The sequence below is a fragment of the Aeromonas sp. R2-1 genome, assembly GCF_040908425.1.
Classification (GTDB): domain Bacteria; phylum Pseudomonadota; class Gammaproteobacteria; order Enterobacterales; family Aeromonadaceae; genus Aeromonas; species Aeromonas caviae.
Genome location: NZ_JBFODR010000054.1, coordinates 41,434 through 66,296, shown reverse-complemented (window position 1 = coordinate 66,296; position 24,863 = coordinate 41,434). Strand labels below are relative to the sequence as shown.

Here is a 24,863-nt window from a genome sequence, read left to right as displayed (position 1 = left end):
GAGGCTGAGATGCGCGAGCAGGGAATGAGGGCTGTGGGCTGGTTCATGCCAGCGGAGTGGTGCCGGCACGCGGCGACCTGGATGGTCTGGCCGCACAACAAGGCGCTGTGGGAAAACGGCTGGGGCGTAACCCTGCCCCAGGTCCAGCAGGACTTCGCCCGGGTGGTCAATGCCATCGCCCGCTTCGAACCGGTGAACCTGGTGGTGGATCCCGCCGCACAGGCGGAGGCTCGCGCCCTGTGCGGCGACGGGGTGCGCTTCATTCCCCTGCCGGTGGATGACAGCTGGTGCCGTGACTCCGGCCCCACCTTCATCTGCCATCCCGAGCTTGGCACCGCCGGGATCAGCTGGCGTTTCAACGCCTGGGGCGGCAAGTCGGCCCACGGTCTGGACGAGGGGCTGGCGCGGCGCGTGCTCAACAGCCTGGAGCTGGAGTGCATCGGCAGCTTCCTCGCCAACGAAGGGGGCGCCATCCATGTGGATGGGGAGGGCACCCTGATCACCACGGAGTCGGTGCTGCTCAACAGCAACCGCAACCCCGGCATGACCAAAGTGGAGATCGAACGGATCTTCAGCCGCCTGCTCGGCATCGAGAAGACCATCTGGCTGCCGGGGGATCCGGACCACGTCACCGGCGACATGACGGACGGTCATGTGGACGGGGTCTGCGCCTTCAGCCGCCCCGGCCACCTGCTGGTGGACGCCACCCTGGACGGGCACTCCACCTATGGCCGCGTGGTGCGGGAGAACCGCCGAGCCCTGGCCCTGGCCACCGATGCGAGAGGTCGCTCCTTCGAGTGCCTCGAGCTGTTCGAGGCGAGCGAGGCGGTGGACGCCGAGGCGGAGGTGTTCTGCGCCTCCTACACCAACTTCTACATCGCCAACGGCGCCATCATCATGCCCGCCTACGGCGTAGGTGCGGACGAGGCGGCGGGGGAGGTGCTGAGGCGCGCCTTCCCGAACAGGCAGCTGGTACCGGTGCGCATCAACCAGTTGGCCCACGGCGGGGGCGGCATTCACTGCATCACCCAGCAGCAGCCGGCCTGGCCGGTGCAGGGGTAAGCGTTTGGAGCGGCCTCGTCAGGCGTCTGCGAGGCCTCATGACGGGATCAGGGAGGAGAGATTCATGAACAAGGTCGTCGCAACCATGCAGTTTGCCTGTCAGGGGGAACGCGTGTCAGGGAGGGTATCCGGATGAGCAAGATCGTTGTCGCCACCACACAATTCGCTTGCAGCTGGGAGCTGGAGCGCAATCTGGACACAGCGGAGAGCCTGGTACGGGACGCCGCCGCCAGGGGGGCCAACCTGGTGCTGTTGCAGGAGCTTTTCGCCACCCCCTATTTCTGCATCGAGCAATACCACGGCCATCTGGCTCTGGCGGAGTCGTTCGAGCAGAGCCGGGTGCTGCGCCGCTTCTCGGCCCTGGCGCGGGAGCTGGGGGTGGTGTTGCCCATCAGCTGGTTCGAACGCGCGGGCAACGCCTGCTTCAACTCCCTGGCGATGGCGGATGCGGATGGTCGCCTGCTCGGGGTCTATCGCAAGACCCATATCCCGAACGCCATCGGCTATCAGGAGAAGGAGTATTTCAGCCCGGGGGATACGGGGTTTCGGGTCTGGGACACGGCCGCTGGCCGCATCGGGGTCGGCATCTGCTGGGATCAGTGGTTCCCGGAGGCGGCCCGCGCCATGGCGCTGCAGGGGGCCGAGCTGCTGCTCTATCCCACCGCCATCGGCTCGGAGCCGGGGGCAGAGGGGCTCGGTTCCCGGGATCACTGGCAGCTGACCCAGCGCGGCCATGCCGCCGCCAACATCATGCCGGTGATCGCCGCCAACCGGGTGGGCCACGAGGTGGCGACCCGGGATCCCGCGTTGCAGATGCGCTTCTATGGCTCCTCCTTCATCACGGATCACAAGGGGGCTCTGCTGGCCGAGGCGGACAGGGATACCCCGGGCGTGCTGGTGCGGGAGCTGGATCTCGCCGCCATGGCCGAGGAGCGGCTGGCCTGGGGCATCTACCGGGATCGCCGCCCCGAGATGTATGGCGCCTTGCTGAGCCTGGATGGGCAGGGCCAGCGGGGAGGGCGTCCATCATGAGCGCCTTGACCAAGATAGCCATGGGGCTGGCCCTGCTGCTGGGTCTGGGGGCCCAGGCCGCAGAAGGGGCGGGGGAGGCGACAGAGGAGAAGGTGCTGCGCCTCTACAACTGGTCCGATTATTTCGCCCCCGATACCCTGAGCGAATTCACCCGGGAGACCGGGATCCGGGTCATCTACGACGTGATGGACAGCAGCGAGACCCTGGAGGCCAAGCTGATGGCGGGTCGCAGCGGGTATGACCTCATCTTCCCGGGGGACACGGTGGCGGAGCGGCTGATGCGGGCGGGCAGCCTGCAGCCCCTCGACAAGGGCAAGCTGCAACACCTGGGGGACATAGACCCCGGCCTGGCGCGGTTGCAGCAGGCCTATCCCCATGCGAAGGAGGCCGTGGTGCCCTACACCTGGGGCACCATAGGGCTCACCTACAATGCGGACGCCATCCGGCAGAGGATGCCGGATGCCCCGGTCAGCAGCCTGGACATGCTGTTCAAGCCCGAGCTGGCGGCGAAATTTGCAGATTGCGGCATCTCGGTCATCGACTCCCCGGACGAGGTGCTGGCGGTGGTGCTGCACTATCTTGGGCGGGATCCCCGCAGCGGCAAGGCGGACGATCTGGAGGCGGCCCTGGCCCTGCTCAAGGGGATCAAGCCCTATATCCGCAAGTTCCAGTCCCAGCCGGTGACCCAGCTGGTGAACGGGGATCTCTGCCTCTCCCTGGGCTACAGCGGTGACATGACCCAGGCCAGGCGCGCCGCCGCCGAGGCGGGCAAGGGGGTCGACTTCGAATATCGATTGCCGAAGGAGGGGAGCACCATCTGGATGGACACCATGGCGATCCCGGCGGATGCCCCCCATCCTGACTATGCCTATGCCTTTATCAACTTCGTGATGCGCCCCGCCAACATGGCGGCCATCACCAACAGCACCGGCTATCCGACCGCCAGTGCCAAGGCCAAGCCCATGGTGGATGCCTCCATGACGGCCAACCCGGATATCTACCTGGACGAGGCCAGCTACCAGCGGCTCATTCCGGGCCAGGATATAGCTCAATCCCAGATGCGTGCCCGCATGCGAGCCTGGACTCGCTTCAAGAGCAGCCTCTGAACCCTAGGAGTAGAAAGATGTTTTCCCGACGCCACGTATTGAAACAACTCGTCGCCCTCGGCGCCATCGCCGGGTTTGGCAGCCTGCCCGGCGCCCGCTCGGCCTTCGCCGCCGGCGAGACCAGTGCCGCCGGCCGCTACCACATGCCGGAGGAGTCCTCCCCCCAGGCCCAGGTCTGGGTGGCCTTCGGTGCCACCAGCGAGATCTGGGGTCGCAACTACAAGGAGGTGCAGGCCACCATAGGGCGGCTGGTGCAGGCCATGGTGCCCTACACCCGGGTCAACGTGCTCTGCCATGAGGATGACGAGGCGCTGGCGCGCCAGTTGTGCGGCGAGCGCAACACCCACTTCGTCCACGCCGAGATGGATGACATCTGGCTGCGGGATACCGGCGGCGTCTTCGTGCAGGACGAGCAGGGAGGGCTCGGGCTGGTGGACTTCAACTTCAACGGCTGGGGTGACAAGCAGGAGCACAGCCATGACGCCAGGGTCGCCGCCCTGGTGGGCCGGCAGACCGATGCCTATTACCTGCAGAGCGAGCTCATCGGTGAGGGGGGCGGCATCGAGGTGGATGGCAACGGCACCGCCATCATGACCGAGAGCAGCTGGATCAACAGCAACCGCAACCCCGGCCTCACCAAGGCGCAGGTGGAGGCGGAGCTCAAGGCCAACCTGGGGCTGCGCAAGATCATCTGGCTGCCGGGGATCAAGGGCCGCGACATCACGGATGCCCACGTGGACTTCTACGCCCGCTTCGTGCGCCCCGGGGTGGTGGTGATCAACATGGACAACGATCCCGACTCCTACGACTACAAGGTGACCCGCCAGCACCTCGCCATCCTGCAGCAGGCGACGGACGCCGACGGCAACAAGCTGGAGCTGCATCAGCTGCCGCCGCCCCTGGGCGGGCGGGACAACAAGTTCAGCCGCAGCCCGGACTTTGCCGCCGGTTACATCAACTACCTGCCCATCAACGGCGCCGTCATCGCTCCCCAGTTCGGGGATGCCAGGGCCGACCGCCATTGCCGGGATCTGCTGGCCCGCCTCTATCCGGGGCGCAAGATAGTGCAGATAGACATAGACCCGGTGGCGGCCGGTGGCGGCGGCATCCACTGCATCACCCTCCATCAACCTGCCTGATCTTACGCGCAGGCCGCCTCTGGCGGTGTGATGCAGGACAAGGGGCGCCTCGGCGCCCCTTGTTCTTGCTGGCGTTCCATGGCGCCTCGCTCAGATCCCCGTCATGCCGATCTCGTCGAGCTGGACGTGAGGGGGTTGGCGCAGGGTGTAGAGCACGGCCTCGGCCAGATCCTCCACCTGCAGCCAGCCGGGCTTGCGATCAGCGGCGCAAGCCGGGGGCGGCACCTGCACCAGGCCTGGGCAGAGGGTGTGGACCCGGACGCCCTGGTGTTGCACCTCTTCCCGCAGTGCCCGGGCGAACCCCAGCACCGCAAACTTGGCGGCGCAGTAGACACTGGCCCTGGCATAGCCGTGCCTGGCGGCCTGGGAGGCGATGTTGATGACGGTGCCGTGGCGGTTTGCCAGCATGTCCGGCAGGCAGGCCCGGGTCAGCAGGAAGGTGCCCTTGGCACAGGTATCCATCACCCTGTCCCACTCCGATTCCGGCAGATCCTGCACCAGGTGGTCGCTGCCGACCCCGCTGTTGTTGATGAGCAGATCGACGGGGCCGAGCCGCTCCCGGATCCGGGCATGGCCGTCCCGCACCTGATCGCCGTCGCACACATCCAGCGCCAGTGCCATGACTCGCACCCCGTATCGCGCCTCCAGTCTGGCCGCTTCCTGCTCCAGCAGCCCCAGGCGGCGGGAAGCCAGGATCAGCTCCACCCCCTGGCTGGCCAGGGCCTCGGCGATGGCCAGTCCAATGCCGCTGGCGCCGCCGCTGATGAGGGCCCGTGTTGCTCTCAGTTCGTTCATCTTGTGTTCTCCTCCAATGGTGCAGGCATTGTGGCGGGCGCCTTCGGCAGGGAACAGGGGAGGGGAAGGAGTGATTCGAACCCTGGTTCGTGTGTTGGCGTTACGGTTCGAACTTTGGTTCTAAACGCCGCGACCAGCCGTTGGCTCGATTAGCCGTAAGGGGTAATCGGACGTTCGCGTAAATCAATTCTCCCGCTATAACAGCCATCCATATTTCCCTGCAGACAGATGCCGCTGATTCATGGACACACCGGACAACGGCATCTCGATCGTCCGATTACGCTTCGCTCATCGAACCTGCATGGGACGGTAATAAACAAAAGAGCCGCCCTGGGGCGGCTCTTTGCATCGGGGATGAATGAATCGTCACGGCGCCTTGGGCGGCTCCACCAGAGCGCTCGCCGGTTGGTCATCTTCCTTGATCCAGGCATCCAGCAGGGTGTAGCCCACCGCCAGCACCACGGGGCCGATGAAGAGACCGATGATCCCCATGGCCAGCAAGCCGCCGATGACCCCCACCAGAATGAGGATGAGGGGGAGGTCGGCCCCGCGCTTGATGAGGAAGGGGCGCAGGAAGTTGTCCATGGTGCCCGCCAGCAGGGACCAGACCAGCAGGAAGGTGCCCCAGGTGGTGTCCCCGCTCCAGTAGAGGTAGCCGACGCTGGCCAGCAGCACCGGGAAGGGGCCTATCTGGGCGACGATCAGCAGGAACATCAGCACCACCAGCACCATGACATAGGGAATGCCGGCGATGAGCAGGCCCAGGCCCGCCACCGAGGATTGCACCAGGGCGGTCACCACCACCCCCATGGCGACGGCACGGATGGCCTGGGAGGCGAGCACCACCGCATTGTCACCGCGCTGGCCCGCCAGACGGTGGGCGAAGCGGCGAATGCCTTCTGCCGCCTTCTCCCCCGAGTGGTAGAGCAGGCCGCAGATGGCCACGGTCAGCAGGAAGTGGACGAACAGCAGGCCGAGGTTGCCCGCCTGGGCCGCCAGCCAGCGGGCGGTCTGGCCGAAGTAGGGGGCCAGCTTGGTGAACAGCACCTGGCCGCCGCTCGCCAGGATCTGCTGCCAGAAGTCGTAGAGTTTGTCGCCCACCAGGGGCACTTGTTGCAACCAGAGCAGCTCGGGGGGCGGGGATTGGCTGAGCTCGGTGCCCAGCTCGATGAGCATGGGGGCCTTCTCCGCCACGTTGGCCAGCGTCATGAAGAGGGGAATGACAAAGATGAGCAGCAAGATGCTGGTCATCAGCAACGCCGCCAGGGTGCGCTTGCCCCACAGCAGGCGCTGGGCCATCTGCATCAGGGGCCAGGTGGCGATGGTGATCATGGTCGACCACACCAGGGCGGGCAGGAAGGGGCGCAAGACCATGAAGCACGAGATGATGAGCAGGCTGAGGAACAGCAAGCCCAGGGTGATCTTGGCCAAATCCACTTTTTTCATATTCATGGCATTCCCTTAACGAGGGGTTGAGCGCCCGGTTCGGGCACCGTGACGGATAGCGGACAACGACCACCAGAGCCCGGCGCTGAGCCAGAACCCCAGGCAGCCAAAGAGCCACCCTTGTCCCGCGAGGATCAGCAGAGAGCTGCTGGTGAGCGCGGGCACCAGGAACAGGAGCCCTGCCACGACCAGTCCCCCTGCCAGGGTCAGCAGCGCGGCGGGCAGGGCGGGGGTGGGGCTCCGTTCGAGTGATAGCAGATTACCCGATACCAGCCCCAGGGTGAACATGGCAAGCCCGGCCAGGGCGGTGGACTGGGTGAGCCAGGCCGAGAGGGCGCTGGCGATGAGCAGCCCGGCCCAGGGGAACGGGCGTGCCGCCAGCTTCGCCAGCGGGGCGCGCAGTGCCAGCAGCAGGGCCCCCAGGGCAAGGCCGGCCACCACATCCGAGAGGAAGTGGACCCCCAGCCAGACCCGGGCCAGCCCGGCCACGCCGGCCAGCAACAGGGCCAGCAGGGCCCCCTGCCAAACCCGCAGTGCCGGCAGCCAGCCAAGCAGCAGGCCCCAGTAGAGCAGGGTCGAGGCGGCGTGGCCGCTCGGCATGCCGAAGCCCTGGGCACTCTGGCGGGCCAGCTCGGGTTGCAGGTGGAAGGGCCTGGGCCAGCCGATGCCCGCCTTGAGCAGGTTCACCACCAGGGTGAGCAGCACCATGGCAAACAGCAGGTGGCGCAGCCTGGACCAGCCGAGCAGGGGCAGCAGCAAGGGCAGCAGCGCCAGCTGGAAGGGGGCCGAGCCCAGCAGATTGCCCGCCCTGGGCCAGAGCGCATCCGGCCCTAGCCATTGTTGCAGGCGCTGGATCAGCGGCAGCTCGGCGCGGTGCAGCGCACTGGCCGCGTCGCTGAAATCCGTCACCCACAGCACCTGGCTCTCGGGCACCTCGGCCAGCCTCGGGGCTATCCAGTCGAGCTGCGCCGGGAAGCGACGCTGGTCAGGGGGCAGGTCGGCGGCCGCGATCAGCCTGGCGTTCAGGATCTCGCCACCGAGATCCGGGGCCTGGAGCAGGGAGACAAACCCCGTCCCTCGCTGGACCCGCAGGGGTTCCAGGGTCTGGCAGGCGAACACCCTGGCCCGTTGCCAGCGCCCCAGCTCGCCGGTGACGCGACCCTGCAGGCCGGTCTCCTCGAACAGCTCGCGCAGGGCCGCCTGCTCCGGGGTCTCCCCCCTGTCGATGTAACCGCCGCTCAGGCTGTAGCGCGAGGAGAGCCTGTCCTGCACCAGCAGGATCCCTTGCTGGTGGCGGATCACGCAGGCGGCCGCAGAGGGAGGGGATTCGGCGCGGGAGGCGGGCAGGGCACCGCCCAGCAACAGCAGCAGGCAGAAGACGACTCGAAACATGATGACACCCAGGGGCAAGGAGTGGGGACAAGGGTCACAGAAATCAGACGGCCGGGCAATGGCTTGCAGGGGGCACCGACCCTGTGGGGGACGCAAGGATTGCCGTCTGCGCGGGCAGTCCCTAGTATTGGCGGCTATTGTTCTTCTCATTCACTACATTGTGGGGCTCTTCATGCGACAGTTCGGTTTCTTTCTGGGGATTGCCATCGGCGTCATCCTGATACTGTTTGGCAGCATCGTCATCTTCCAGGCCCTGCCTGCGGCGCTGGACGTGCTGGAGATGCCGAGCCGGATCCCCTTCGTGCGCGAGGTGTACACCTGGCTGATGAGCAGCGCCAACGGGCTCACCGCCCAGCTGGAGCAGAACTTCCTGGAGGCATTCCAGACGGTGCTCAAGTTGATCCTGCTCATCACCTTCATGTGGGTCTGCGTCAAGCTGGTCAACATGGGGGTGCTGATCATCCGGGCCGGCGTCGACCTTATCCGCACCGCCATCGAGCACAGCGAAGAGAAGGGTGCCAAGCCTACCGAGCAGGACCGCCATTTCTGATCTTCCCCTGCCACGGGTCAGATAAACAACAGGCCATCATGTGATGGCCTGTTTTTATGGTGGCATGACGCTTAAAAAAGTCAGTTAAGCAGTTTTTCCAGCTCCGCTTCGGCATCCGCCCTGGCCTGATCGCTCAGGGTGCCGGAAGTCGCTTCCCGCTTCTCGCCCTGTTGCTGCACCGCCTTGGCCGCTTGCTGCTGTGCACTGGTCGCGGTACTGATGGTCGCGGCACTGATGGTTGCGGCGCTGCTGACGGCCTGCTTGGCGCTGTCGCTCACTGCCTTGGTGGCTTGCTGCTGCGCCGTGGTTGCGGCGCTGATGGTCGCTGCGCTGCTGGCGGCCTGCTTGGCGGTGTCGCTCACCGCCTTGGCGGCTTGCTGCTGCGCCGTGGTGGCGGCACTGATGGCGGCGGCACTGCTGGCAGCCTGCTTGGCGCTGTCACTTACCGCCTTGGCGGCTTGTTGCTGCGCCGTGGTGGCGGTACTGATGGTGGCTGCGCTGCTGGCGGCCTGTTTGGCCGAGTCGCTCGCCGCCTTGGTCGCTTGTTGCTGCGCCGTGGTGGCGGCACTGCCGATCACCTGTCTGGTGGAGTCGGACAGGGCCTTGCTGGCGCTCTGTTGCAGGCCCCCCATCATGGTGCCCAGCAGAGAACTGCCCGCGCCCGTGAGCCCCTGACCGGCACCGGTCAGGGCCGTGGCGGCCGGGGTGGCCTGGGACTGCCAGCCCTGCATGGCGCTGGGCCAGGTCGGGGTGGCGGCCGTCAGGTTTTCCCCGAAGACCTGGGTCGCCCCGTCACCTTTTTGCACCATGACGGCGAGCTGGTTGGTGTCGGCGTTCCAGACCATGCCGGCCTGCTTGGCTACGTCCGGCACGGGGGCGTAGCGGGAGACCACGTAAAAGAGCGGTCCCTCCTGTTGCAGCTCGTCGGCGGTCTTGAGCAGTTGCATGGTGCTCTCGTAGTTGGGCCCCAGCATGGCGGTCATTCTGTCCTTGATCAGCGGCTGCTCGAACAGGTTGGCCTCGTTCGGATCGAAACCGACCAGCGGCTTGAGCAGGGCCCACATCAGCTGGCTGGTGGGGCTCATCATCAGCAGGGGGGCGACACAGGCGGACAACATCAGGCTCAGGCAGGCAGCCTTGAGCAACGGCATGATACGCATTGACAACATATCCAGTTAATTATCTGATTATTAAGGGTTATTCATTACCGCATCCCGGCGATGCCGGTGGGGGCCCACGGCAGAACCCTGACAGGCCTTGGCGGGCGCAGGCAGGCTATCATATTGCTTCCGGAATGCCAGATGAGCCGACATTTATTGGTCAAGTCGAGGGCTCTGCTGGTCGCTTTACACTTTCACTCCCCCGTGACAGGAATTCCCATGATCCGTTGTGCAGGTTGTCTGCTGGCCCTTGGCTGGCTCTTCCCCGCGTTGGCCGCCCCGGCGTCCAACACCCTCAGCCACTCGGTGGGCACCGAGCTGGTGCTGCCCCTTGGTTCGCTGCCCGAGCGGGTGTGCTGGTATCAGGATCAGAAATACTCCCAGGGGGCCCGTATCCAGCAGGGGGGGCTCTGGCTGGAGTGCGCGCCGCAACAGGCGATGGAGACCAATGGTCCCCTGATCTGGCGAGAGGTGACGACGCCGTCACAGAGTGGTGAACCGGAGGGCAACCAGCGGACGATCCGGGTGGGCCAGTGAGCCTTTTCTTGATCCAGCTACAGACACGGGCGTGATCTCTATCGCATAATGCGGCTCTTTCTTCTCTTGACTGGGATCTAAGCAATGGCTCGTCGCTCTTCCAATGCACAACGTCGTCGCAGTAGCTGGTGGTACAAACGCTTGTTGGCAAGGGAGCGGGAAGAGCGCGAAGCGCGTTCCGTCCGGGATTGATACCGCATTGAACAACGGAGCCTCGGGCTCCGTTTTTATTGGTGACTAAACGTGTATTACCGCAGGCAGGTTTATTACCACAGGTGGACAATGGTGCCGCTCTGCCAGTGCACAACGTCGTTGCCGTCGTGAGCTGGCGGTACCAACCCTTGTTGGCAAGGGAGCGGGAAGCGCGCGAGGGCGCTGCGTCCGGGATGGATACGGCATGGAAAGACGGAGCCTCGGGCTCCGTTTTTATTGGTGACTAAAAGTGCATTACCGCAGGCAGGTTTATTACCACAGGTGGATAATGGTGCCGCTCTGCCAGTGCACAACGTCGTTGCCGCCGTAAGCTGGCGGTAAAACCCTTGTTGGCAAGGGAGGGAAGCGCGAGGGCGCTGCGTCCGGGATGGATACGGCATGGAAAAACGGAGCCTCTGGCTCCGTTTTTATTGGTGACTAAAAGTGCATTACCGCAGGCAGGTTTATTACCACAGGTGGATAATGGTGCCGCTCTGCCAGTGCACAACGTCGTTGCCGCCGTAAGCTGGCGGTAAAACCCTTGTTGGCAAGGGAGGGAAGCGCGCGAGGGCGCTGCGGCCGGGATGGATACGGCATTGAAATCGGAGCCTCGGGCTGCGTTTTTCATTCATCAAAGACCGTCATGCGAGAACGGGGGCCATCGGGCCCCCGTTTTGCTTTTGCAGAGGTTGGCTGCCTGCGACTCAGCGTTGCAGGGCGGCCAGGGCCAGCTCGACCCGCTTGGCGTACTCGGGGTCGGCCTGCTCGAAGTGCCTGAGCTGGGCCGCGACGATGGCGTCATCCTCCACATTGATGATGGAGCGGGCCAGGTTGGCGGCGAGCCGGGCACGCTGCCCCTCGTCCATCAGGCGGAAGAGATCCCCCGGCTGGCTGTAGTAGTCGCTGTCGTAGTCACGAAAATCGTAGTGCAGGGCAGCCCCTTCCAGACTCAGGGCCGGTTCGTGCTGCTCGCTCGGCTGCTGGGTGCCGAAGCGGTTTGGCTGGTAGTTGGGGCTGGCGCCACCGTTGCTGTCGGCCCGCATGGCGCCGTCGCGGTGGGCACCGTGGTGGAACGGGCAGCGCGGGGCGTTGACCGGCAGCAGGCCGTGGTTGATGCCGAGGCGGTAGCGCTGGGTGTCACCGTAGGAGAACAGGCGACCCTGCAACATGCGATCCGGCGAGAAGCCGATGCCGGGCACCACGTTGGCCGGGGTGAAGGCGGCCTGCTCCACGTGGGCGAAGTAGTTGTCCGGGTTCTGGTTGAGCTCCAGCACGCCCACCGGGATGAGCGGGTAGTCGCTGTGCGGCCACACCTTGGTGAGGTCGAACGGGTGGATCTTGTAGGTCTGGGCCTCGGCCTCTGGCATCACCTGCACATAGACCTTCCAGCGCGGGAAGTCGCCCTGCTCGATGGCGTTGAACAGATCTGCCTGGCTGGTCTCTCTGTCCTGACCGACGGCGGTGGCGGCCTCTTCATCGGTGTAGAAGCGGTGGCCCTGCTCGGTCTTGAAGTGGAACTTGACCCAGAAGCGCTCGTTGGCGTCGTTGATGAAGCTGAAGGTGTGGCTGCCGTAGCCGTTCATCTCGCGCAGGCTCCTGGGGATGCCGCGATCGCTGAACAGTATGGTGACCTGATGCAGGGATTCCGGATGGCGGGACCAGAAGTCCCAGGCGGCGGTGGCGCTGCGCAGGTTGGTGCGGGGATCCCGCTTCTGGGTGTGGATGAAGTCGGGGAATTTCAGGGGATCGCGAATGAAGAACACCGGGGTGTTGTTGCCCACCAGATCCCAGTTGCCCTGCTCGGTGTAAAACTTGAGGGCGAAGCCGCGCACGTCCCGCTCGGCATCGGCGGCCCCCTTCTCGCCGGCCACGGTGGAGAAGCGCAGGAACACCGGGGTCTGCTTGCCGACGGCGTTGAACAGGTCGGCCTTGCTGAAGGCGCTGATGTCGTGGGTCACGGTGAAGGTGCCGTAGGCGCCCGAGCCCTTGGCATGCACCACCCGCTCGGGAATGCGCTCGCGGTCGAAGTGGGCGAGTTTCTCCATCAACCAGATGTCTTGCATCAGGACGGGGCCGCGGGGGCCGGCGGTGAGGCTGTTGTTGTTGTCGACGACGGGGGCGCCGTTGGCGCTGCGCAGGGTCTTGTCGGTCATGGCAGGTCTCCTTGTGATGAGTCGCCAGACTAGGTGAAGTGGGGGCGCGGCTCCAATGGAGTGTGCCTAACCCTTTGATTGGTTTCGCTGATGGGGGTGGAAACAGACGCCAGCCTTGCGGCAAGATGGGATTCAGCCAATCAGGAGGTCTCATGTCCATCACCATTCGCCGCGCCGGGCCGGAAGATGCCGCTGCCCTGCGGGATCTTCACGCCATGCCCCATGCCCAGGCGGGCACCCTGCAACTTCCCTTCCCCTCCCTGCAGCAGTGGGAGCAGAAGCTGACCCCGCGGGATGGCATCTACAGCCTGCTGGCGGAGTGGGAGGGGGAGGTGGCGGGCGCGTTGGTCCTGATGGTGGAGCCGGCCCCCCGTCGCCGCCACGTGGCGAGCATCGGCATGGCGGTACACGATGACTGGGCCGGGCGCGGGGTGGGCACCGCCCTGATGCAGGCTGCGCTGGATCTGGCGGACAACTGGCTCGGCTTGACGCGGGTGGAGCTGACGGTCTGGGCCGACAATCAGGCGGCCCTGGCCCTCTATCGCAAGGCGGGCTTCGTGGAGGAGGGCGTAGCCCGGGATTACGGCCTGCGTCATGGGGTGCTGGTGGATGCCCTCTACATGGCCAGGGTGCGCCGATGATCGACTATCGCGAGCGCCTGACGCCGGTGCTGCGGGCACTGGAGCAGGATCCGGATCTCTCCATCGAGGCGCTGGCGAGTCGCGCCTGCCTCTCCCTCTACCACTTCCACCGGGTGTTCACCGCCGTGGTGGGGGAGGCCCCTGGCGAGATGTGCCGCCGCCTGCGGATGCAGCGGGCGGCCTGGCAGCTCTGCTACACCGATGCCAGCGTCACCGCCATCGCTCTGGGGGCGGGGCTTGGCAGCTCCCAGGCTTTCGCCAAGGCGTTTCGTCGTCACTATGGTTGCACCCCGGGGGAGTTTCGCCGCGACAAGGGCAAGAACGGACACCTGGATCGCAAGGAAGGACACGCATGGCAAGGGGCACTCCCTTATGCTGAAGGCCACTCATCAGCAAGGAGCAACACCATGAACACCGTCGAGATGGACGCCCGCACCCTGGCCTATATCCGCGTGACCGGCCCCTATGGCGAAGGGTATGACGCCGTCTGCCATCGCCTTCACCAGTGGGCCGCGCCCCGTGGCCTGGAAGGGGGAGAGTGGATCTTCATCTACCACGACAACCCCGAGGTGACGCCGCCGGCCCAGTGCCGCACCGACATCGGCATCAGCGTGCCGGTGGGCACCCTGGGGACGGGGGAGGTGGAAATTCAGCTCATCCCCGCCGGGCGCTACGCCCAGTCCCGCTATCTCATCACGGATCGCAGCCAGTACGGGGAGCGCTGGCAGGAGCACATCGGCGATATCGTCGCGGCCGGGCTCGCCTTTGGGGACGGCCCCTGCTTCGAGCTCTATCACAGCGTGAGCAATGACCCCCTGCGCGATGACGTGAGCTTCTGCTCCAGCGTGCGCTAGCCAGGCGGCAATCAAACGAGGCGCCCAAGGGCGCCTCGTTTGATTTGGAGTCAATGACCACCGCAGATATCAGGGCTGGCTGGGCACCTTGTTGCGGCGGGACTTCCACCACCAGCGCAGGCGGATCTGGGAGATGAGCATCCCCGCCAGCATCAGGGCGCAGCCGACCACGGCCCGTTCGTCCAGATGTTCCCCCAGCAGCAGGACACCGCCGATGGCGGCGAACACCGTCTCCAGGCTGAGGATGATGGCGGCGTGGGCCGGATGGGCACCGCGCTGCCCCACCACCTGCAGGGTATAGCCGATGCCGACCGAGACCAGACCGGCGTAGAGCAGCGCCTGCCAGCCCGCGACGGCACCACTCGCCGTCGGGGTCTCGATGACGAAGGCCGTGGCCAGGCTGAGCAGGCCGCACACCACGAACTGCACCCCGGCAAGGCGAATGGGGGCGACCCGGTTCGAGTAGTGATCCAGCACCAGCAGGTGCACGGCCCAGAACAGGGCCCCGATCACTTGCAGCAGATCGCCGTAGCCGATGGTGAACTCCTCGGTGACGCTGAGGTAGTAGAGCCCGGCCATGGCGATGAGGGCGCCTACCCAGGTGTTGGCCCCGGTCTTGTGGCGCAGGGCCAGGCCGATGACGGGGACCAGAATGATGTAGAGGCCGGTGATGAAGCCCGCCTTGGCGGCCGTGGTGTAGAGCAGCCCCACCTGTTGCAGGGAGGCGGCGGAGAAGAGCACGGTGCCGGCGATGAGGCCCCCGGTCAGCAGCAGGCGGTGATCACCGGCAGGCTGGGGCGGCTGGCGTGATTTGAGCCACCACAAGAGCGGCAGCAGGGAGAGGGCGCCCAGCAGGAAGCGCAGACCGTTGAAGGTGAAGGGCCCCATGTGATCCATCCCCAGACGCTGGGCGACGAAGCCCAGCCCCCAGATGGCGGCGGCCATCAATAACATCATGTTTGAACGCATACGGAATCATCCCTGAGAAAGAGTCTCGGCGGCACTCGGGCCCCGCCATTACGATACCTGCGAGAAGGGGCGTTTGTCGTCAGCCATTTGTTGCCGGGCGAGGGCAGGATCAGCGGCTGGCCAGCTTGGCGAGCAGGGGTAGCAGGGCGAGCAGCAGCAGGTTGCCCCTAAGGATCCAGATCACCCAGAACTGCTGCTGGGTGGAGACAAGGGGAGCCCGTCCCTGGCGCAAGGATCGGCGCCAGTGGTGGAACAGCCGGCTGGGGTAGCCAAAGCTGATGGCCATGGCGAAGAACATCAGCAGCTTGGTGCGGTAACCCGGATTGGCAAACAGGATGGCCGGTGGCTGGGGATGGGCGACCACCAGCAGCACGCCCGTGATGAAGATGAGCAGCAGGGCCAGGGCGGCCAGGCTGTCAGCCAGCAGCAGCTTGCGCACCTGCTCGATGGACATGCCGCGCCGGAACAGGAAATACTCCGAGGTGATGGCAGCGGTCAGGGTGATCACGGCGCAGTAATGGAGGGCAGTCAGCAGTTCCGGTTTCAACATCCAGGCCAGTTCCTTCTCGTTGGCCACCTGATGCGCTTCCCTTTGGACGCCATCAGGTGGGGCTGATATTCTGACACTACACGATGTCAGGGGATAGCATGGAGTCAGGGTTGGATAAGCGAGCAGTCTCCAAAAAGACCTGGTCCCTGGTGGCACGGATGCGCCTGGGCCTGCTTCTGCTCTTCATTCCCGTCCTGATGCTGGGCGCCATCTACTACCTGCACATGGAGCGCAGCCTGCAGCGAGAGCTGCAACAGCGCCTGCTCGCCACCAATCACCAGTTGCGCCACGTCTTCATCGAGCCCTACCTGAACGAGATGGAGCGTCAGTTCTCCCTCATCTACGACCAGGTCAAGGTGGAGGACATCAGCGGCCCCCGCCTGCGCAACACCGACTCCTATCTCAGGGAGTGGCGCCTCTACAAGGGGGTGATGGCGGATCTCATCTACATCTATGTGGGCACCGCCGAGCGCCAGATGCTGATCTACCCCGAATGGCAGGCGGATGCGGACTTCGATCCCAGGGTGCGCCCCTGGTATCAGCTGGCCAGCCAGCATGTGGGCAAGATGGTCTGGACCGAACCCTACTACGACTACACCAACGGCACGCTGGTGATCGCCCTGGCGCGGGCCATCACCGACAAGGAGGGCAAGGTGCGGGGGGTCTTCGCGGTGGATGCCATCCTGGCCCCCTTCTCCGCCCAGCTGAACCGGCAGTGGAACAGCGGTTACCAGATGATCGTCAACCAGTCGGGCAAGGTGTTGGCCCACCCCGATCCCTCACAACTGCTCAAGCCCATGACCCACCCGACCTGGCTCTCCCGCTTCAGCGGGGAGGACGGCATCTTCCTGGATCAGGCGTCTCGCCAGTTCGTGGCCTACAGCCGCCTGCCGGACCACAACTGGGTGCTGATCAGCGTGTTGCCCGCCTCCAGCATCCAGGCGGTGGTGGCGAGCGCCTCCCTCAACGTGCTCGGGATCATCGTGCTGGCCAGCGTGCTCTACATGGTGCTGGCACTGATCTGGTCCCGTTATTTCAGGCGGATGCTGGACGAGATCTCCACCGTGATCCGGGCCAGCCGGACCCAGCCTGACGAGGTGCACCAGGGGGGGATGCGCGAGCTCAGGCACGTCTATGCCGAGCTGGCGGAGGTGAGCAAGGATTATCACGAGGTGCGCCAGCAGGCGAACCTCGACAAGCTGACCGGCCTTTACAACCGGCGCTTCTTCGACGAGCGGTTGAATCGGCTGCTGCTCGATCAGGACCGCTTCTGCCTGGCCATGATCGATCTGGACGGTTTCAAGCGGATCAATGACACCTATGGTCACCAGACCGGGGATGTGGTGCTCAAGCGGGTGGCCAGCTTTGGCGCCAAGCTGCTGGGGGATCATGGCTGGGTATGCCGCTATGGCGGGGAAGAGCTGGTGGTGCTGTTTGCCAATCCGGACATCCACTTCTGCCAGATGCTGCTGGAGCAGTACAGGATTGGGGTGGCCTCCCTGCACTGGCGTGAACCCGGTCTTGGGATCACCTTCAGCGGCGGCCTGGTGGCGAGTGCCCCCGGGCTCGGGGCCAGGAGCCTGCTGACCATGGTCGATGCCGAGGTCTATCGCGCCAAGGGGGACGGCAAGAATCGCATCTACATGGTGGATCCCCTGGCTCCCCGGGACGACTCGCCCTCAGGGGATGGCATGTTGAGCAAAGAAGAGGCCTGAGGGCCTCTTCTTCATTGCGCGGATCAAGGGTGCAACTGCCAGGTCCAGAGGGGCCAGCCCAGCTCCTCGGCGCACTGGCGCAGGGCGGGGGCCGGATTGACCGCATGAGGATGGCTCACCGCCTGCAGCATGGGCAGATCGTTGTGGGAGTCGCTGTAGCCAAAGCTCCCCTGCCAGAGGTGTTCCTTTCCGGCAAAGAGCTGGTTGATGCGGGCCACCTTGCCCTCGCGAAAACTCAGGGTGCCGCGGGTCTGGCCGGTCAGCATGCCGGCTTCCTCGTCGAGCAGGATGGCCACGCAGTGATCCATCCCCAGCATCTGCGCCATGGGGGCCACCAGATGCTCGCCGGAGGCGGAGATGAGCACCAGCTCGTCGCCACGCTGGCGGTGCCACTCGATGCGGGCCAGCCCCTCCGGATAGATACGCTCCCGCAGTACCTGCTCGGCAAAGCGGGTGCAGAGGGAGTCGAGCCACTGGCGCGTCCTGCCTGCCAGCGGTTGCAGGGTGAAGGCCATGTACTGGTGCATGTCCATCTTGCCCTGATGGTAGAGGGACATCATGGCTTGCTCCTCGGCCACCATGCCCGCCGGGGCCAGCTCCTGGGCCACCATGTACTCCAGCCAGAGGCTGGCGGAATCCCCCGCTATCAGGGTCTCGTCCAGATCAAACAGTGCCAGGGCCATGGCTGCTCCTCGGGTTGGCTGCCAGCATCGGGGTACTGGCTGAAAAATGAATGGGATTCATGGCGTTATGCTACCTCACAGAGTTGATCCCGGGCCACCACCAGGGTCACGGCGCTGCCTACCGGCAGCAGATCGCCGGCACGGCGGTTGAGGCAATCCACCGTCAACAGCCCCGCCTCGCACTCCACCTGATAGCGGATGACGTTGCCGAGTAGCTGCTGCTGGCGAACGATGCCGGGCAGGCTGGGCTCGTGGCTGGTCGCCCCGGTGGGCAGCAGGGTGATGGACTCCGGTCGCAGCGCCAGCTTGCCGCGAAAGCGCGGGCCGAACAGGGATTTGGCCTGCTCGCCACCCAGCAGGTTGTAGTTGCCGATAAAGCCCGCCACGAACTCGCTGGCGGGGCGGGTGTAGATCTGCTCTGGCGTGCCGCTCTGGACGATGGACCCCTTGTTCATCAGGAAGATCCGATCCGACAGGGTCAGCGCCTCCTCCTGATCGTGGGTCACGAAGATGGTGGTGAGCTCGAGGCGCTGCTGGATCGCGCGGATCTGCTGGCGCAGGCTGCGGCGGATGCGGGCATCCAGCGCCGAGAGCGGCTCATCCAGCAAGAGGATCCGGGGTTGCACCACCAGGGCCCGGGCCAGCGCCACCCGCTGGCGCTGGCCGCCGGAGAGCTCGGCCGGATAGCGGCGCTCGAAGCCGGTCAGCTCCACCAGGGCCAGCGTCTCTTGCACGCTGGCGGCAAGATCCCGCCCCGGCTGGGGCTTCATCTTGAGGCCGAAGGCGACGTTGTCCCACACCGTCATGTTGGGAAACAGCGCATAGCTCTGGAACACCATGCCGATGCCCCGCTTCTGGGGTGCCTGCCAGGTAATGTCCTCACCGGCCACCCGCACCTGACCGCCATCCACCGGGGTGAGCCCGGCCAGCGCCCGCAGCAGGGTGGATTTGCCGCAGCCGGAGGGGCCGAGCAGGGTCACCAGCTCCCCCTTGCGGATGCCGAATTCAATCCCCTCGAACACCTTGGTGTCGCCGTAGGATTTGTGCAGTTGATTCACTTCTAGATGGAACATGTTGATTCACCGATGAAATCTGTTGGCCGCCCAGGTGAGCAGCAGGGTCAGCAGGAAGTAGCTCATCACCAGGGCGCTGGTGAAGTGGCCCGAGGTGGCACGCATGTTGTAGAGGTAGACCTGCAGGGTCTCGTAACGGGTGCCCACCAGCATGTTGGCAAACACGAACTCGCCGAGCAGGAAGGAGAGCGAGAGAAACAGCGCCGCCAGCAGCCCCTTGCGCAGGCAGGGGATCACCACCAGCAGGAAGGCGCGGGCGCTGCTCGCCCCCAGCAGATGGGCTGCATCCATCAGATCCTTGAGCGGCACCCCTTGCAGGCTGTTGGCCAGCGCCCGGTACATAAAGGGGAGGACCACTGTGAACCAGGTCCCGATCAGGATCCACGGCGTGCCGATAATCGGCAGCACGCCGTCAGCGTAGATCTGCAACAGCCCCACCGAAGAGACCACTGGCGGCACCGCGAAGGGGAGCAGGATCAAGAGGTTCATCCAGGGATCCAGCCTAGGGAAGTAGTAGGCTACCACCAGCACGGTGGGCACCAGCACCAGGGTCCCCAGCAGCAGGGTGGCGAAACAGACCAGGAGGCTGCGGCCAAAGGCCGCCAGAAAGCGCGGGTCGCCCCAGAGCTTGAGATACCAGTCGAGGGTGAAGCCATCCGGCAGCAGGGTCGCCCCCCAGCGGGTGGAGATGGAGTAGAGAAAGGTTGCCAGCAGCGGCAGCAGCAGGGTGGCGACCAGCGCCCCCAGCACCCATCTGGGCCAGCGCGGCGTCAAATCATGCATGGGATTGCCCCTTGTTCACATAGCTCTTTTTCAGCAGCCACTGGTTGGCGGCTGTCACCACCCCCAGCAGCACCATCAGGATCACCGCCAGCGCCGCCGCGAGATTCGGCTCGAGGAAGATGTCGCCGGAGACCAGACTGGCCACCCGGATGGTCACCAGGTTGAAGTTGCCGGTGGTGAGGGCGTAGGCGGAGGCATAGGCTCCCACCGCGTTGGCAAACAGGATGATCAGGGTGCCGAGCAAGGCGGGCGTCAGCACCGGCAGCGCCACGTGCCACACATACTGCCCCTTGCTGGCGCCAAGCAGGGCGGCGGCCTGGGGCCACTCATCCTGCAGGGCGTCGAACGCCGGGTAGAGCAGCAGCAGGGCAAGCGGGATCTGGAAGTAGGTGTAAATCAGGATAAGGCCGCTGCCCGAATAGAGGTTGAAGCCATCGATGAGGCCCCAGGATTTGAGCAGCAGGGTCACCGCGCCATTGATGCCGAGCACGATGATGAAGGCGAACGCCAGCGGCACGCCGCTGAAGTTGCCCGTCATGGTGACGAAGGCCAGCAGCAGCCGCTTGACCCGCTCGCCGCTGTGGCGCAGGGCCGCGGCCCCGAGGGTGCCGATGGCGAGCCCCGCCAGGCTGGCGATGCCGGCGATGCGCAGCGAGTTGCCGAAGGATTGCAGATAGAAGGGGGAGCTCAAAATCTCCCGGTAGTGGTCGAGACCCCAGCCATCGGGGGTCTGGGCGCTGCCCACCAGCACCCACACCATGGGGGCGAGCTGGAACAGGATCATCAAGAGGACAAAGGGCAGCAGCACCAGGGCCGGCAGCCAGTGGCGGCGCACCCGGCGTGGCTTCACCTGTTGATCCGCGAGGATCTCGGTGGTGGCAGGCATCATCAGTGCACCTCGCGCATAAAGGCCGCCTTGAGCAGCGGGGGGGCTGCCGGCTTGTCGTGGGGAACTCCCAGCAGATCCGCCATCAGGGCGCAGAGCTGGGTCTGGGCGATCGCCACCCCATCCGGCCAGCGCTCGACGAAGGCGTCGCCAAAGAGCCAGAGTGGCACAGTGCGCTCCTCGGCCAGGGTGCCGCCATGGCTGAGATCGTTGTTCATGCCGTGATCCGAGGTGATCACCACCTGATACCCCTCTGCCAGCCACTGGGGCAGCAGGTCGGCCAGCAGGCTGTCCATGCGGCGCGCCTGATTGCGGTACTGGCGGGAATCGAGGCCAAACTGGTGGCCCGCATCGTCCACTCCCATGGGGTGGATCAGCAGAAAATCGGGGTCGTACTGGCTGCGCAACCACTCGCCGTCCATCAGCAGATGGCTGTCGGGGTAGCCGTCATCCCAGTAGAAGCAGCCGTGCTGGATGGGCAGTTGCTCATCGTGAGTGAAGCGATCGCGGGCCGCCAGCCAGGGGCTCTGGTTGTAGAGCTCGCTCACCCAGTGGTAGGCCGCCGCTGCGGTGCGTTTACCCGCGGCCCGGGCCAGATGGAAGATGGAGTCGTGTTGGCTCAGGCGCGTCACCCCGTTGTGGGTGATGCCGCTCGCCACCGGCGGCACGCCGGTCAGGATGCACTCGTAGAGAGGGCGGGAGAGGGAGGGCAGGGCGGCACTCAGGGTCGTATGCAGGCCGCGCTCTGCCTCCACCATGCCACAGAGGTAGCCCATGCAATGGGCTACCTCTGCTGCCAGGCCATCCACAAGTACCACTATCACCTTGTGTTGCACTGGCCACTCCTTACTGCATATTGATCATGACGGTTTCCTGCCACTGGCGCGGCAGGGCCTTGGAGCTCTGCTCCCAGGCGGCGTGATCCTGCACCGGCTTGGCGTTGGCATACTGCTCGGCCGGCAGCAGCTTGGCCTTGACGTCATCCGGCAGGGTCACGTTGCTGCGGATGGGGCGGGCGTAGCCACGGGCCAGGTTGATTTGACCTGCATCGGAGAGGATGTATTCCCGCGCCAACTTGGCGGCGTTGGGGTTCTTGGCCCACTTGTTGATGATGGTGGTGTAGCCGGCGATGACGGAGCCGTCGCTCGGGATCACCACATCAAACTTCTTGGGGTCGATCTGGTCGCGGTAGTTGAGGGCGTTGAAGTCCCACAGCACCCCCACTTCCACTTCGCCTTTCTCGATGTTGGCGATGGTCGGGTCGTTCAGCGACAGGCGGCCCTGCTTGGCCAGCTTGCCGAACAGATCCAGGGCGGGTTTCAGATTCTTCTCGCTGCCGCCGGTGGCATAGGCCGCCGCCAGCACGCCGTTGTTGGCCTGGGAGGCGACGCCCACGTCACCCAGGGTCACCTTGTAGTCGCCACCCAGCAGGGATTGCCAGCTGGTGGGGGCGGCCTTGACCAGATCCTTGTTGATCAGGAAGGCGATGGTGCCGGTATAGGCCAGCATCCAGTGGCCATCCGCATCCTTGGCCCAGTTGGGAATGTCGGCCCAGGTGGAGGGCTTGTAGGGCTGGGTGACCCCCTGCTTGACCGCCACCGGGCCGAAGGCGCCGCCCACGTCGCCGATGTCGGCGGTGGCATTGGCCTTCTCGGCGGCGAACTTGGCGATCTCCTGGGCGGAGCTCATGTCGGTATCCTGATGCTTGATGCCGTAGATGCTGCCGAGCTGCTGCCAGGTATCCTTCCAGTTGGCCCAGCTGTCCGGCATGCCGACGCTCTGGAGCTGGCCTTCGCCGCGGGCGGCTTTTTCGAGATCCGCGATGTTCTCGGCGGCAAACAGCGGTTGACTGATGGCCACCAGGGCCAGTGCACTTGCGATCACGCTTTTCATCATCCCATCCCTTTGGACTAGGTCAGTTAAGGTTCGAGAGGGATGCTAGAGGGGAAATATGACGGTGGCGGGGCGCTTTGATGGCAGTTTCGTGACAATCGCCCTGTCATGGCGCTGTCATCAGGGGCGGTTACAACTCGGGGTCGACAATCTCTGGTCTACTCCAGTGGTGTGCAAATCCGAATGACCGACAGGGACGTGACAGTGACAGAGCGATTGAGTGAACAGGGGATGGCCGATGGCCGCACACCCTCCAAGTGCGAACAGATTTGCCGGACCCTGCGCCGCTATATCGGCAGCGGACACCTGGCGGCGGGGCAGCAGCTGCCCGCCGAACGGGCCCTGAGCGAGCGATTCGCCACCACCCGCATCACCATCAAGGAGGCACTCTCCAGCCTCGAGGCGGACGGCCTCATCTACCGGGCCGAGCGGCGCGGCTGGTTCGTGGCGCCGCCTCGCCTCACCTACGATCCTGCCATCCACACCCACTTTCACCAGTGGATTGGCGAGCAGCAGCGCACCGCCGAGACCCGGGTGCTGGCCCATGGCAACCAGCTTGCCAGCAGCGAGTTGTGCCGCTGGATGGGTCTGGAACCCTTTACGCCGCTCTACGAGATCCGCCGCCAGCGGCTGATCGACGGTCGCCCGGTGCTGCACGTCAGCCATCACCTGCTGGCGAGCCGTTTCCCCGGCATCGCCAGCGCTCCTCTGGCCAGCTCCCTCACCGAGCTTTACCGGCAGCGTTATGGCATAGGCCAGGGCTGGGCGAGCCTCGAGATCACCCCCTCGGCGGCCCGGGGAGAGATAGCCCGCGCCCTCAACCTGGCCCAGGGGAGCGCCGTGCTGCGCTTGGTGCGGGTCAATCATGACGAGGAGGGGAAGCTGGTGGATTGCGACATCGAGCACTGGCGACCGGATGCCATCCGCATCTGCCTGGATACCCGGGCACTGCAACCGCTCGCCATCGGCGCGCGGCAGGTGCAACTGGCAGAGTAGCGGCGTTCTGGCGCCCTGACGGGGCGGATCCCGCAGGATCCACCGGGATCAGTTGTCGATGTTGGGGATCAGATCGTCGAAGCTCTGGTAGCCGCAGTCCGCCAGTTGCAGTGACATGGTGTAGGTCTTGCTGCCCTCCCGCTGGCCGATGGCGGGGCGGTTGAGCTTGAGCTCCTGATGCCAGTACTCCTTCATGCGATCGATCAGCGCCATGGCCTCGCTCTCCCCCAGATGGAGCTGGCACAGCGCCATGTAGTTGTTGGGCCTGTGCATGTTCTCCACCAGATAGTCTCCCAGCACCGACATGGCCTGGCGCGCCTGCTGGCGGGCGAAACGGCTGTGCTGCTCGAAGCTGATGCGCTCGCTGATGAGGAAGTGGTAGCTGTTGTCGATGCCAAGCTGCAGGATGCCGAGTTTCTCCAGCTTGCGCAGATAGAGGTAGCAGGAGGCATCGGTCAGGCCGTACTCCCGCTTGAGATCGATGAGGGTCTTGTCGCGCCAGAAGATGTTGGCGAGAAAGGCATAGAGCCCCGGCTCCTTGTGAAACGCCTCATCCTGCTCCTGGGTAAAGACGGCCCGGCGGCTCTGGGCATCCTGGGTCCGGTCCAGCAGCTCTTCGAAGGAGAGTCCCACCAGATGGCAGATCTCCAGCAGGGTGTCGAACGGCAGGGAGGGCTTGTTCATCATGCGCTTCACGGTGGCGATGGAAACTCCCATGGCTTCTGCCAGGGTCTGATAGCGGATCCCCTTGTCGGTCAGGGTTTTCTTCAGGGTGTCGAGGATGTGATTGGCCAGTGTCTGGCTGTAGGTCATGCAACTATTCCTTTATCTGCATTTTTAGTCGTGTCAGAAATTGAGTGGTTTGTCTGTATCGGGCTCAAATTTTGACACCTAGAAAAACCAGAGGAGGGTAACCCGGTGATAATGGCGGAAATGGCCTGACCAGTTGTGGTGCAAGGTGGCAGAAAGTGACACTCGGTGGTGCATATCCTTCAACCTTTCAACATTTTGCTGGTGATGCATATTACATCGCACATAATTCAACACGAATCGGATTCAATACCTTCCTGGTTGAGAAAACGATTGTTTGCTTCCAATTTAAGGGTTTTTTTAACCGCAAGGTTTTATTCTTTCCTGGCATTGAGCGGAACTCGCAAGAGGTCCGCTTTTTTTCTTTTCTCCGAATCTGAGCCCGTCGTCAAGAATGGGGCGCAGTTTTGGTACTTCCTGCGCCACCGACCCCGGAAGGCAGTCCT

The 24,863-nt window shown here is 64.7% G+C and carries 24 protein-coding genes; 10 read left to right on the top strand and 14 right to left on the bottom strand.

Annotated elements, in window-relative coordinates; all coding sequences use genetic code 11:
• The first annotated feature begins 9 nt into the window (after positions 1-9).
• From AB5Y80_RS19815 to AB5Y80_RS19800, 4 genes are all read left to right on the top strand, one after another.
• Positions 10-1,062: an agmatine/peptidylarginine deiminase gene (locus AB5Y80_RS19815; protein WP_042880411.1), complete on the top strand. Its 1,053-nt coding sequence runs from the start codon at positions 10-12 to the stop codon at positions 1,060-1,062.
• A 132-nt stretch (positions 1,063-1,194) separates the two neighbouring features.
• Positions 1,195-2,094, top strand: a complete 900-nt coding sequence (gene aguB / locus AB5Y80_RS19810) for an N-carbamoylputrescine amidase (protein WP_368173432.1) — start codon at positions 1,195-1,197, stop codon at positions 2,092-2,094.
• Positions 2,091-3,200 carry an extracellular solute-binding protein gene (locus AB5Y80_RS19805; protein ID WP_368173431.1) on the top strand — a complete coding sequence of 370 codons (1,110 nt, stop codon included), beginning with the start codon at positions 2,091-2,093 and terminating at the stop codon, positions 3,198-3,200. The genes aguB and AB5Y80_RS19805 overlap by 4 nt, the downstream gene beginning before the upstream one ends.
• A gap of 17 nt (positions 3,201-3,217) precedes the next feature.
• Positions 3,218-4,339: an agmatine/peptidylarginine deiminase gene (locus AB5Y80_RS19800; protein WP_368173430.1), complete on the top strand. Its 1,122-nt coding sequence runs from the start codon at positions 3,218-3,220 to the stop codon at positions 4,337-4,339.
• Between the two features lie 90 nt (positions 4,340-4,429).
• Here AB5Y80_RS19800 and AB5Y80_RS19795 read toward each other — a convergent pair whose 3' ends face one another.
• The 3 genes from AB5Y80_RS19795 to AB5Y80_RS19785 all read right to left on the bottom strand — a co-directional run bounded on the left by AB5Y80_RS19795 (position 4,430) and on the right by AB5Y80_RS19785 (position 7,972).
• Positions 4,430-5,134 (bottom strand): SDR family oxidoreductase, encoded by a 705-nt coding sequence (locus AB5Y80_RS19795; RefSeq protein ID WP_124244301.1) that lies wholly within the window; start codon positions 5,132-5,134, stop codon positions 4,430-4,432.
• 366 nt (positions 5,135-5,500) lie between these two features.
• A complete protein-coding gene (gene ydiK, locus AB5Y80_RS19790; protein ID WP_164884708.1) occupies positions 5,501-6,586 on the bottom strand; it encodes an AI-2E family transporter YdiK in 1,086 nt (361 codons plus the stop codon).
• A gap of 9 nt (positions 6,587-6,595) precedes the next feature.
• Entirely contained in the window at positions 6,596-7,972 is a 1,377-nt protein-coding gene (locus tag AB5Y80_RS19785) for a bifunctional NUDIX hydrolase/phosphatase PAP2 family protein (protein ID WP_368173429.1), read from the bottom strand.
• A 172-nt stretch (positions 7,973-8,144) separates the two neighbouring features.
• Between AB5Y80_RS19785 and AB5Y80_RS19780 the strand changes: the two genes are divergently transcribed.
• Positions 8,145-8,522, top strand: a complete 378-nt coding sequence (locus AB5Y80_RS19780) for a hypothetical protein (protein ID WP_010675931.1) — start codon at positions 8,145-8,147, stop codon at positions 8,520-8,522.
• A gap of 80 nt (positions 8,523-8,602) precedes the next feature.
• On the opposite strand, the gene AB5Y80_RS19775 is transcribed toward AB5Y80_RS19780, so the two are convergent.
• The gene (locus tag AB5Y80_RS19775) at positions 8,603-9,682 is read right to left on the bottom strand and encodes a hypothetical protein (RefSeq protein WP_368173428.1); all 1,080 of its coding nucleotides are present in this window, start codon (positions 9,680-9,682) and stop codon (positions 8,603-8,605) included.
• A gap of 219 nt (positions 9,683-9,901) precedes the next feature.
• Between AB5Y80_RS19775 and AB5Y80_RS19770 the strand changes: the two genes are divergently transcribed.
• Positions 9,902-10,219, top strand: coding sequence for a YnjH family protein (locus AB5Y80_RS19770; RefSeq protein WP_010675928.1), 318 nt, complete (start codon positions 9,902-9,904; stop codon positions 10,217-10,219).
• Positions 10,220-11,115: 896 nt separating this feature from the next.
• Here the strand turns inward: AB5Y80_RS19770 and AB5Y80_RS19765 are convergent.
• Positions 11,116-12,564 carry a catalase gene (locus AB5Y80_RS19765; RefSeq protein ID WP_368173427.1) on the bottom strand — a complete coding sequence of 483 codons (1,449 nt, stop codon included), beginning with the start codon at positions 12,562-12,564 and terminating at the stop codon, positions 11,116-11,118.
• Positions 12,565-12,716: 152 nt separating this feature from the next.
• On the opposite strand from AB5Y80_RS19765, the gene AB5Y80_RS19760 reads away from it, so the two are divergent.
• Both AB5Y80_RS19760 and AB5Y80_RS19755 read left to right on the top strand, forming a co-directional pair.
• Positions 12,717-13,205, top strand: coding sequence for a GNAT family N-acetyltransferase (locus tag AB5Y80_RS19760; protein ID WP_010675925.1), 489 nt, complete (start codon positions 12,717-12,719; stop codon positions 13,203-13,205).
• Positions 13,202-14,059, top strand: a complete 858-nt coding sequence (locus tag AB5Y80_RS19755) for a GyrI-like domain-containing protein (protein ID WP_194860107.1) — start codon at positions 13,202-13,204, stop codon at positions 14,057-14,059. Before AB5Y80_RS19760 ends, AB5Y80_RS19755 begins: the two co-directional genes overlap by 4 nt.
• Positions 14,060-14,128: 69 nt before the next feature.
• Here AB5Y80_RS19755 and AB5Y80_RS19750 read toward each other — a convergent pair whose 3' ends face one another.
• Both AB5Y80_RS19750 and AB5Y80_RS19745 read right to left on the bottom strand, forming a co-directional pair.
• Positions 14,129-15,028 (bottom strand): DMT family transporter, encoded by a 900-nt coding sequence (locus tag AB5Y80_RS19750; protein ID WP_042864813.1) that lies wholly within the window; start codon positions 15,026-15,028, stop codon positions 14,129-14,131.
• A gap of 109 nt (positions 15,029-15,137) precedes the next feature.
• Positions 15,138-15,578 (bottom strand): DUF2214 family protein, encoded by a 441-nt coding sequence (locus AB5Y80_RS19745; protein WP_368173426.1) that lies wholly within the window; start codon positions 15,576-15,578, stop codon positions 15,138-15,140.
• 110 nt (positions 15,579-15,688) lie between these two features.
• Here AB5Y80_RS19745 and AB5Y80_RS19740 point away from each other — a divergent pair, with 110 nt between their 5' ends.
• A complete protein-coding gene (locus tag AB5Y80_RS19740) occupies positions 15,689-17,293 on the top strand; it encodes a sensor domain-containing diguanylate cyclase (protein WP_010675921.1) in 1,605 nt (534 codons plus the stop codon).
• Between the two features lie 23 nt (positions 17,294-17,316).
• Here AB5Y80_RS19740 and AB5Y80_RS19735 read toward each other — a convergent pair whose 3' ends face one another.
• From AB5Y80_RS19735 to AB5Y80_RS19710, 6 genes are all read right to left on the bottom strand, one after another.
• On the bottom strand, positions 17,317-17,976 hold the full coding sequence (locus AB5Y80_RS19735) for an HAD family phosphatase (RefSeq protein WP_041211889.1): 660 nt from the start codon (positions 17,974-17,976) through the stop codon (positions 17,317-17,319).
• Between the two features lie 65 nt (positions 17,977-18,041).
• Positions 18,042-19,049 carry an ABC transporter ATP-binding protein gene (locus AB5Y80_RS19730; RefSeq protein WP_368173425.1) on the bottom strand — a complete coding sequence of 336 codons (1,008 nt, stop codon included), beginning with the start codon at positions 19,047-19,049 and terminating at the stop codon, positions 18,042-18,044.
• Between the two features lie 6 nt (positions 19,050-19,055).
• Entirely contained in the window at positions 19,056-19,832 is a 777-nt protein-coding gene (locus AB5Y80_RS19725) for an ABC transporter permease (protein WP_039040132.1), read from the bottom strand.
• Positions 19,825-20,721, bottom strand: a complete 897-nt coding sequence (locus AB5Y80_RS19720; RefSeq protein ID WP_368173424.1) for an ABC transporter permease — start codon at positions 20,719-20,721, stop codon at positions 19,825-19,827. The genes AB5Y80_RS19725 and AB5Y80_RS19720 overlap by 8 nt, the downstream gene beginning before the upstream one ends.
• A complete protein-coding gene (locus AB5Y80_RS19715; RefSeq protein ID WP_219142987.1) occupies positions 20,721-21,554 on the bottom strand; it encodes an alkaline phosphatase family protein in 834 nt (277 codons plus the stop codon). Before AB5Y80_RS19715 ends, AB5Y80_RS19720 begins: the two co-directional genes overlap by 1 nt.
• Positions 21,555-21,564: 10 nt before the next feature.
• Positions 21,565-22,611 carry an ABC transporter substrate-binding protein gene (locus AB5Y80_RS19710; protein WP_010675915.1) on the bottom strand — a complete coding sequence of 349 codons (1,047 nt, stop codon included), beginning with the start codon at positions 22,609-22,611 and terminating at the stop codon, positions 21,565-21,567.
• A 183-nt stretch (positions 22,612-22,794) separates the two neighbouring features.
• Here AB5Y80_RS19710 and AB5Y80_RS19705 point away from each other — a divergent pair, with 183 nt between their 5' ends.
• Complete coding sequence (locus AB5Y80_RS19705; protein WP_319859422.1) at positions 22,795-23,607, top strand: UTRA domain-containing protein; 813 nt, start codon at positions 22,795-22,797, stop codon at positions 23,605-23,607.
• A gap of 48 nt (positions 23,608-23,655) precedes the next feature.
• On the opposite strand, the gene AB5Y80_RS19700 is transcribed toward AB5Y80_RS19705, so the two are convergent.
• Positions 23,656-24,420: a helix-turn-helix transcriptional regulator gene (locus tag AB5Y80_RS19700; protein ID WP_010675913.1), complete on the bottom strand. Its 765-nt coding sequence runs from the start codon at positions 24,418-24,420 to the stop codon at positions 23,656-23,658.
• Positions 24,421-24,863: the final 443 nt, after the last annotated feature.

Bases quoted from the DNA above. Each gene is read 5' to 3' on its own strand.
- AB5Y80_RS19815 (WP_042880411.1), top strand. From the start codon at position 10: ATGCGCGAGCAGGGAATGAGGGCTGTGGGCTGGTTCATGCCAGCGGAG.
- aguB (WP_368173432.1), top strand. From the start codon at position 1,195: ATGAGCAAGATCGTTGTCGCCACCACACAATTCGCTTGCAGCTGGGAG.
- AB5Y80_RS19805 (WP_368173431.1), top strand. From the start codon at position 2,091: ATGAGCGCCTTGACCAAGATAGCCATGGGGCTGGCCCTGCTGCTGGGT.
- AB5Y80_RS19800 (WP_368173430.1), top strand. From the start codon at position 3,218: ATGTTTTCCCGACGCCACGTATTGAAACAACTCGTCGCCCTCGGCGCC.
- AB5Y80_RS19795 (WP_124244301.1), bottom strand. From the start codon at position 5,134: ATGAACGAACTGAGAGCAACACGGGCCCTCATCAGCGGCGGCGCCAGC.
- ydiK (WP_164884708.1), bottom strand. From the start codon at position 6,586: ATGAATATGAAAAAAGTGGATTTGGCCAAGATCACCCTGGGCTTGCTG.
- AB5Y80_RS19785 (WP_368173429.1), bottom strand. From the start codon at position 7,972: ATGTTTCGAGTCGTCTTCTGCCTGCTGCTGTTGCTGGGCGGTGCCCTG.
- AB5Y80_RS19780 (WP_010675931.1), top strand. From the start codon at position 8,145: ATGCGACAGTTCGGTTTCTTTCTGGGGATTGCCATCGGCGTCATCCTG.
- AB5Y80_RS19775 (WP_368173428.1), bottom strand. From the start codon at position 9,682: ATGCGTATCATGCCGTTGCTCAAGGCTGCCTGCCTGAGCCTGATGTTG.
- AB5Y80_RS19770 (WP_010675928.1), top strand. From the start codon at position 9,902: ATGATCCGTTGTGCAGGTTGTCTGCTGGCCCTTGGCTGGCTCTTCCCC.
- AB5Y80_RS19765 (WP_368173427.1), bottom strand. From the start codon at position 12,564: ATGACCGACAAGACCCTGCGCAGCGCCAACGGCGCCCCCGTCGTCGAC.
- AB5Y80_RS19760 (WP_010675925.1), top strand. From the start codon at position 12,717: ATGTCCATCACCATTCGCCGCGCCGGGCCGGAAGATGCCGCTGCCCTG.
- AB5Y80_RS19755 (WP_194860107.1), top strand. From the start codon at position 13,202: ATGATCGACTATCGCGAGCGCCTGACGCCGGTGCTGCGGGCACTGGAG.
- AB5Y80_RS19750 (WP_042864813.1), bottom strand. From the start codon at position 15,028: ATGCGTTCAAACATGATGTTATTGATGGCCGCCGCCATCTGGGGGCTG.
- AB5Y80_RS19745 (WP_368173426.1), bottom strand. From the start codon at position 15,578: ATGTTGAAACCGGAACTGCTGACTGCCCTCCATTACTGCGCCGTGATC.
- AB5Y80_RS19735 (WP_041211889.1), bottom strand. From the start codon at position 17,976: ATGGCCCTGGCACTGTTTGATCTGGACGAGACCCTGATAGCGGGGGAT.
- AB5Y80_RS19730 (WP_368173425.1), bottom strand. From the start codon at position 19,049: ATGTTCCATCTAGAAGTGAATCAACTGCACAAATCCTACGGCGACACC.
- AB5Y80_RS19725 (WP_039040132.1), bottom strand. From the start codon at position 19,832: ATGCATGATTTGACGCCGCGCTGGCCCAGATGGGTGCTGGGGGCGCTG.
- AB5Y80_RS19720 (WP_368173424.1), bottom strand. From the start codon at position 20,721: ATGATGCCTGCCACCACCGAGATCCTCGCGGATCAACAGGTGAAGCCA.
- AB5Y80_RS19710 (WP_010675915.1), bottom strand. From the start codon at position 22,611: ATGAAAAGCGTGATCGCAAGTGCACTGGCCCTGGTGGCCATCAGTCAA.
- AB5Y80_RS19705 (WP_319859422.1), top strand. From the start codon at position 22,795: ATGACCGACAGGGACGTGACAGTGACAGAGCGATTGAGTGAACAGGGG.
- AB5Y80_RS19700 (WP_010675913.1), bottom strand. From the start codon at position 24,420: ATGACCTACAGCCAGACACTGGCCAATCACATCCTCGACACCCTGAAG.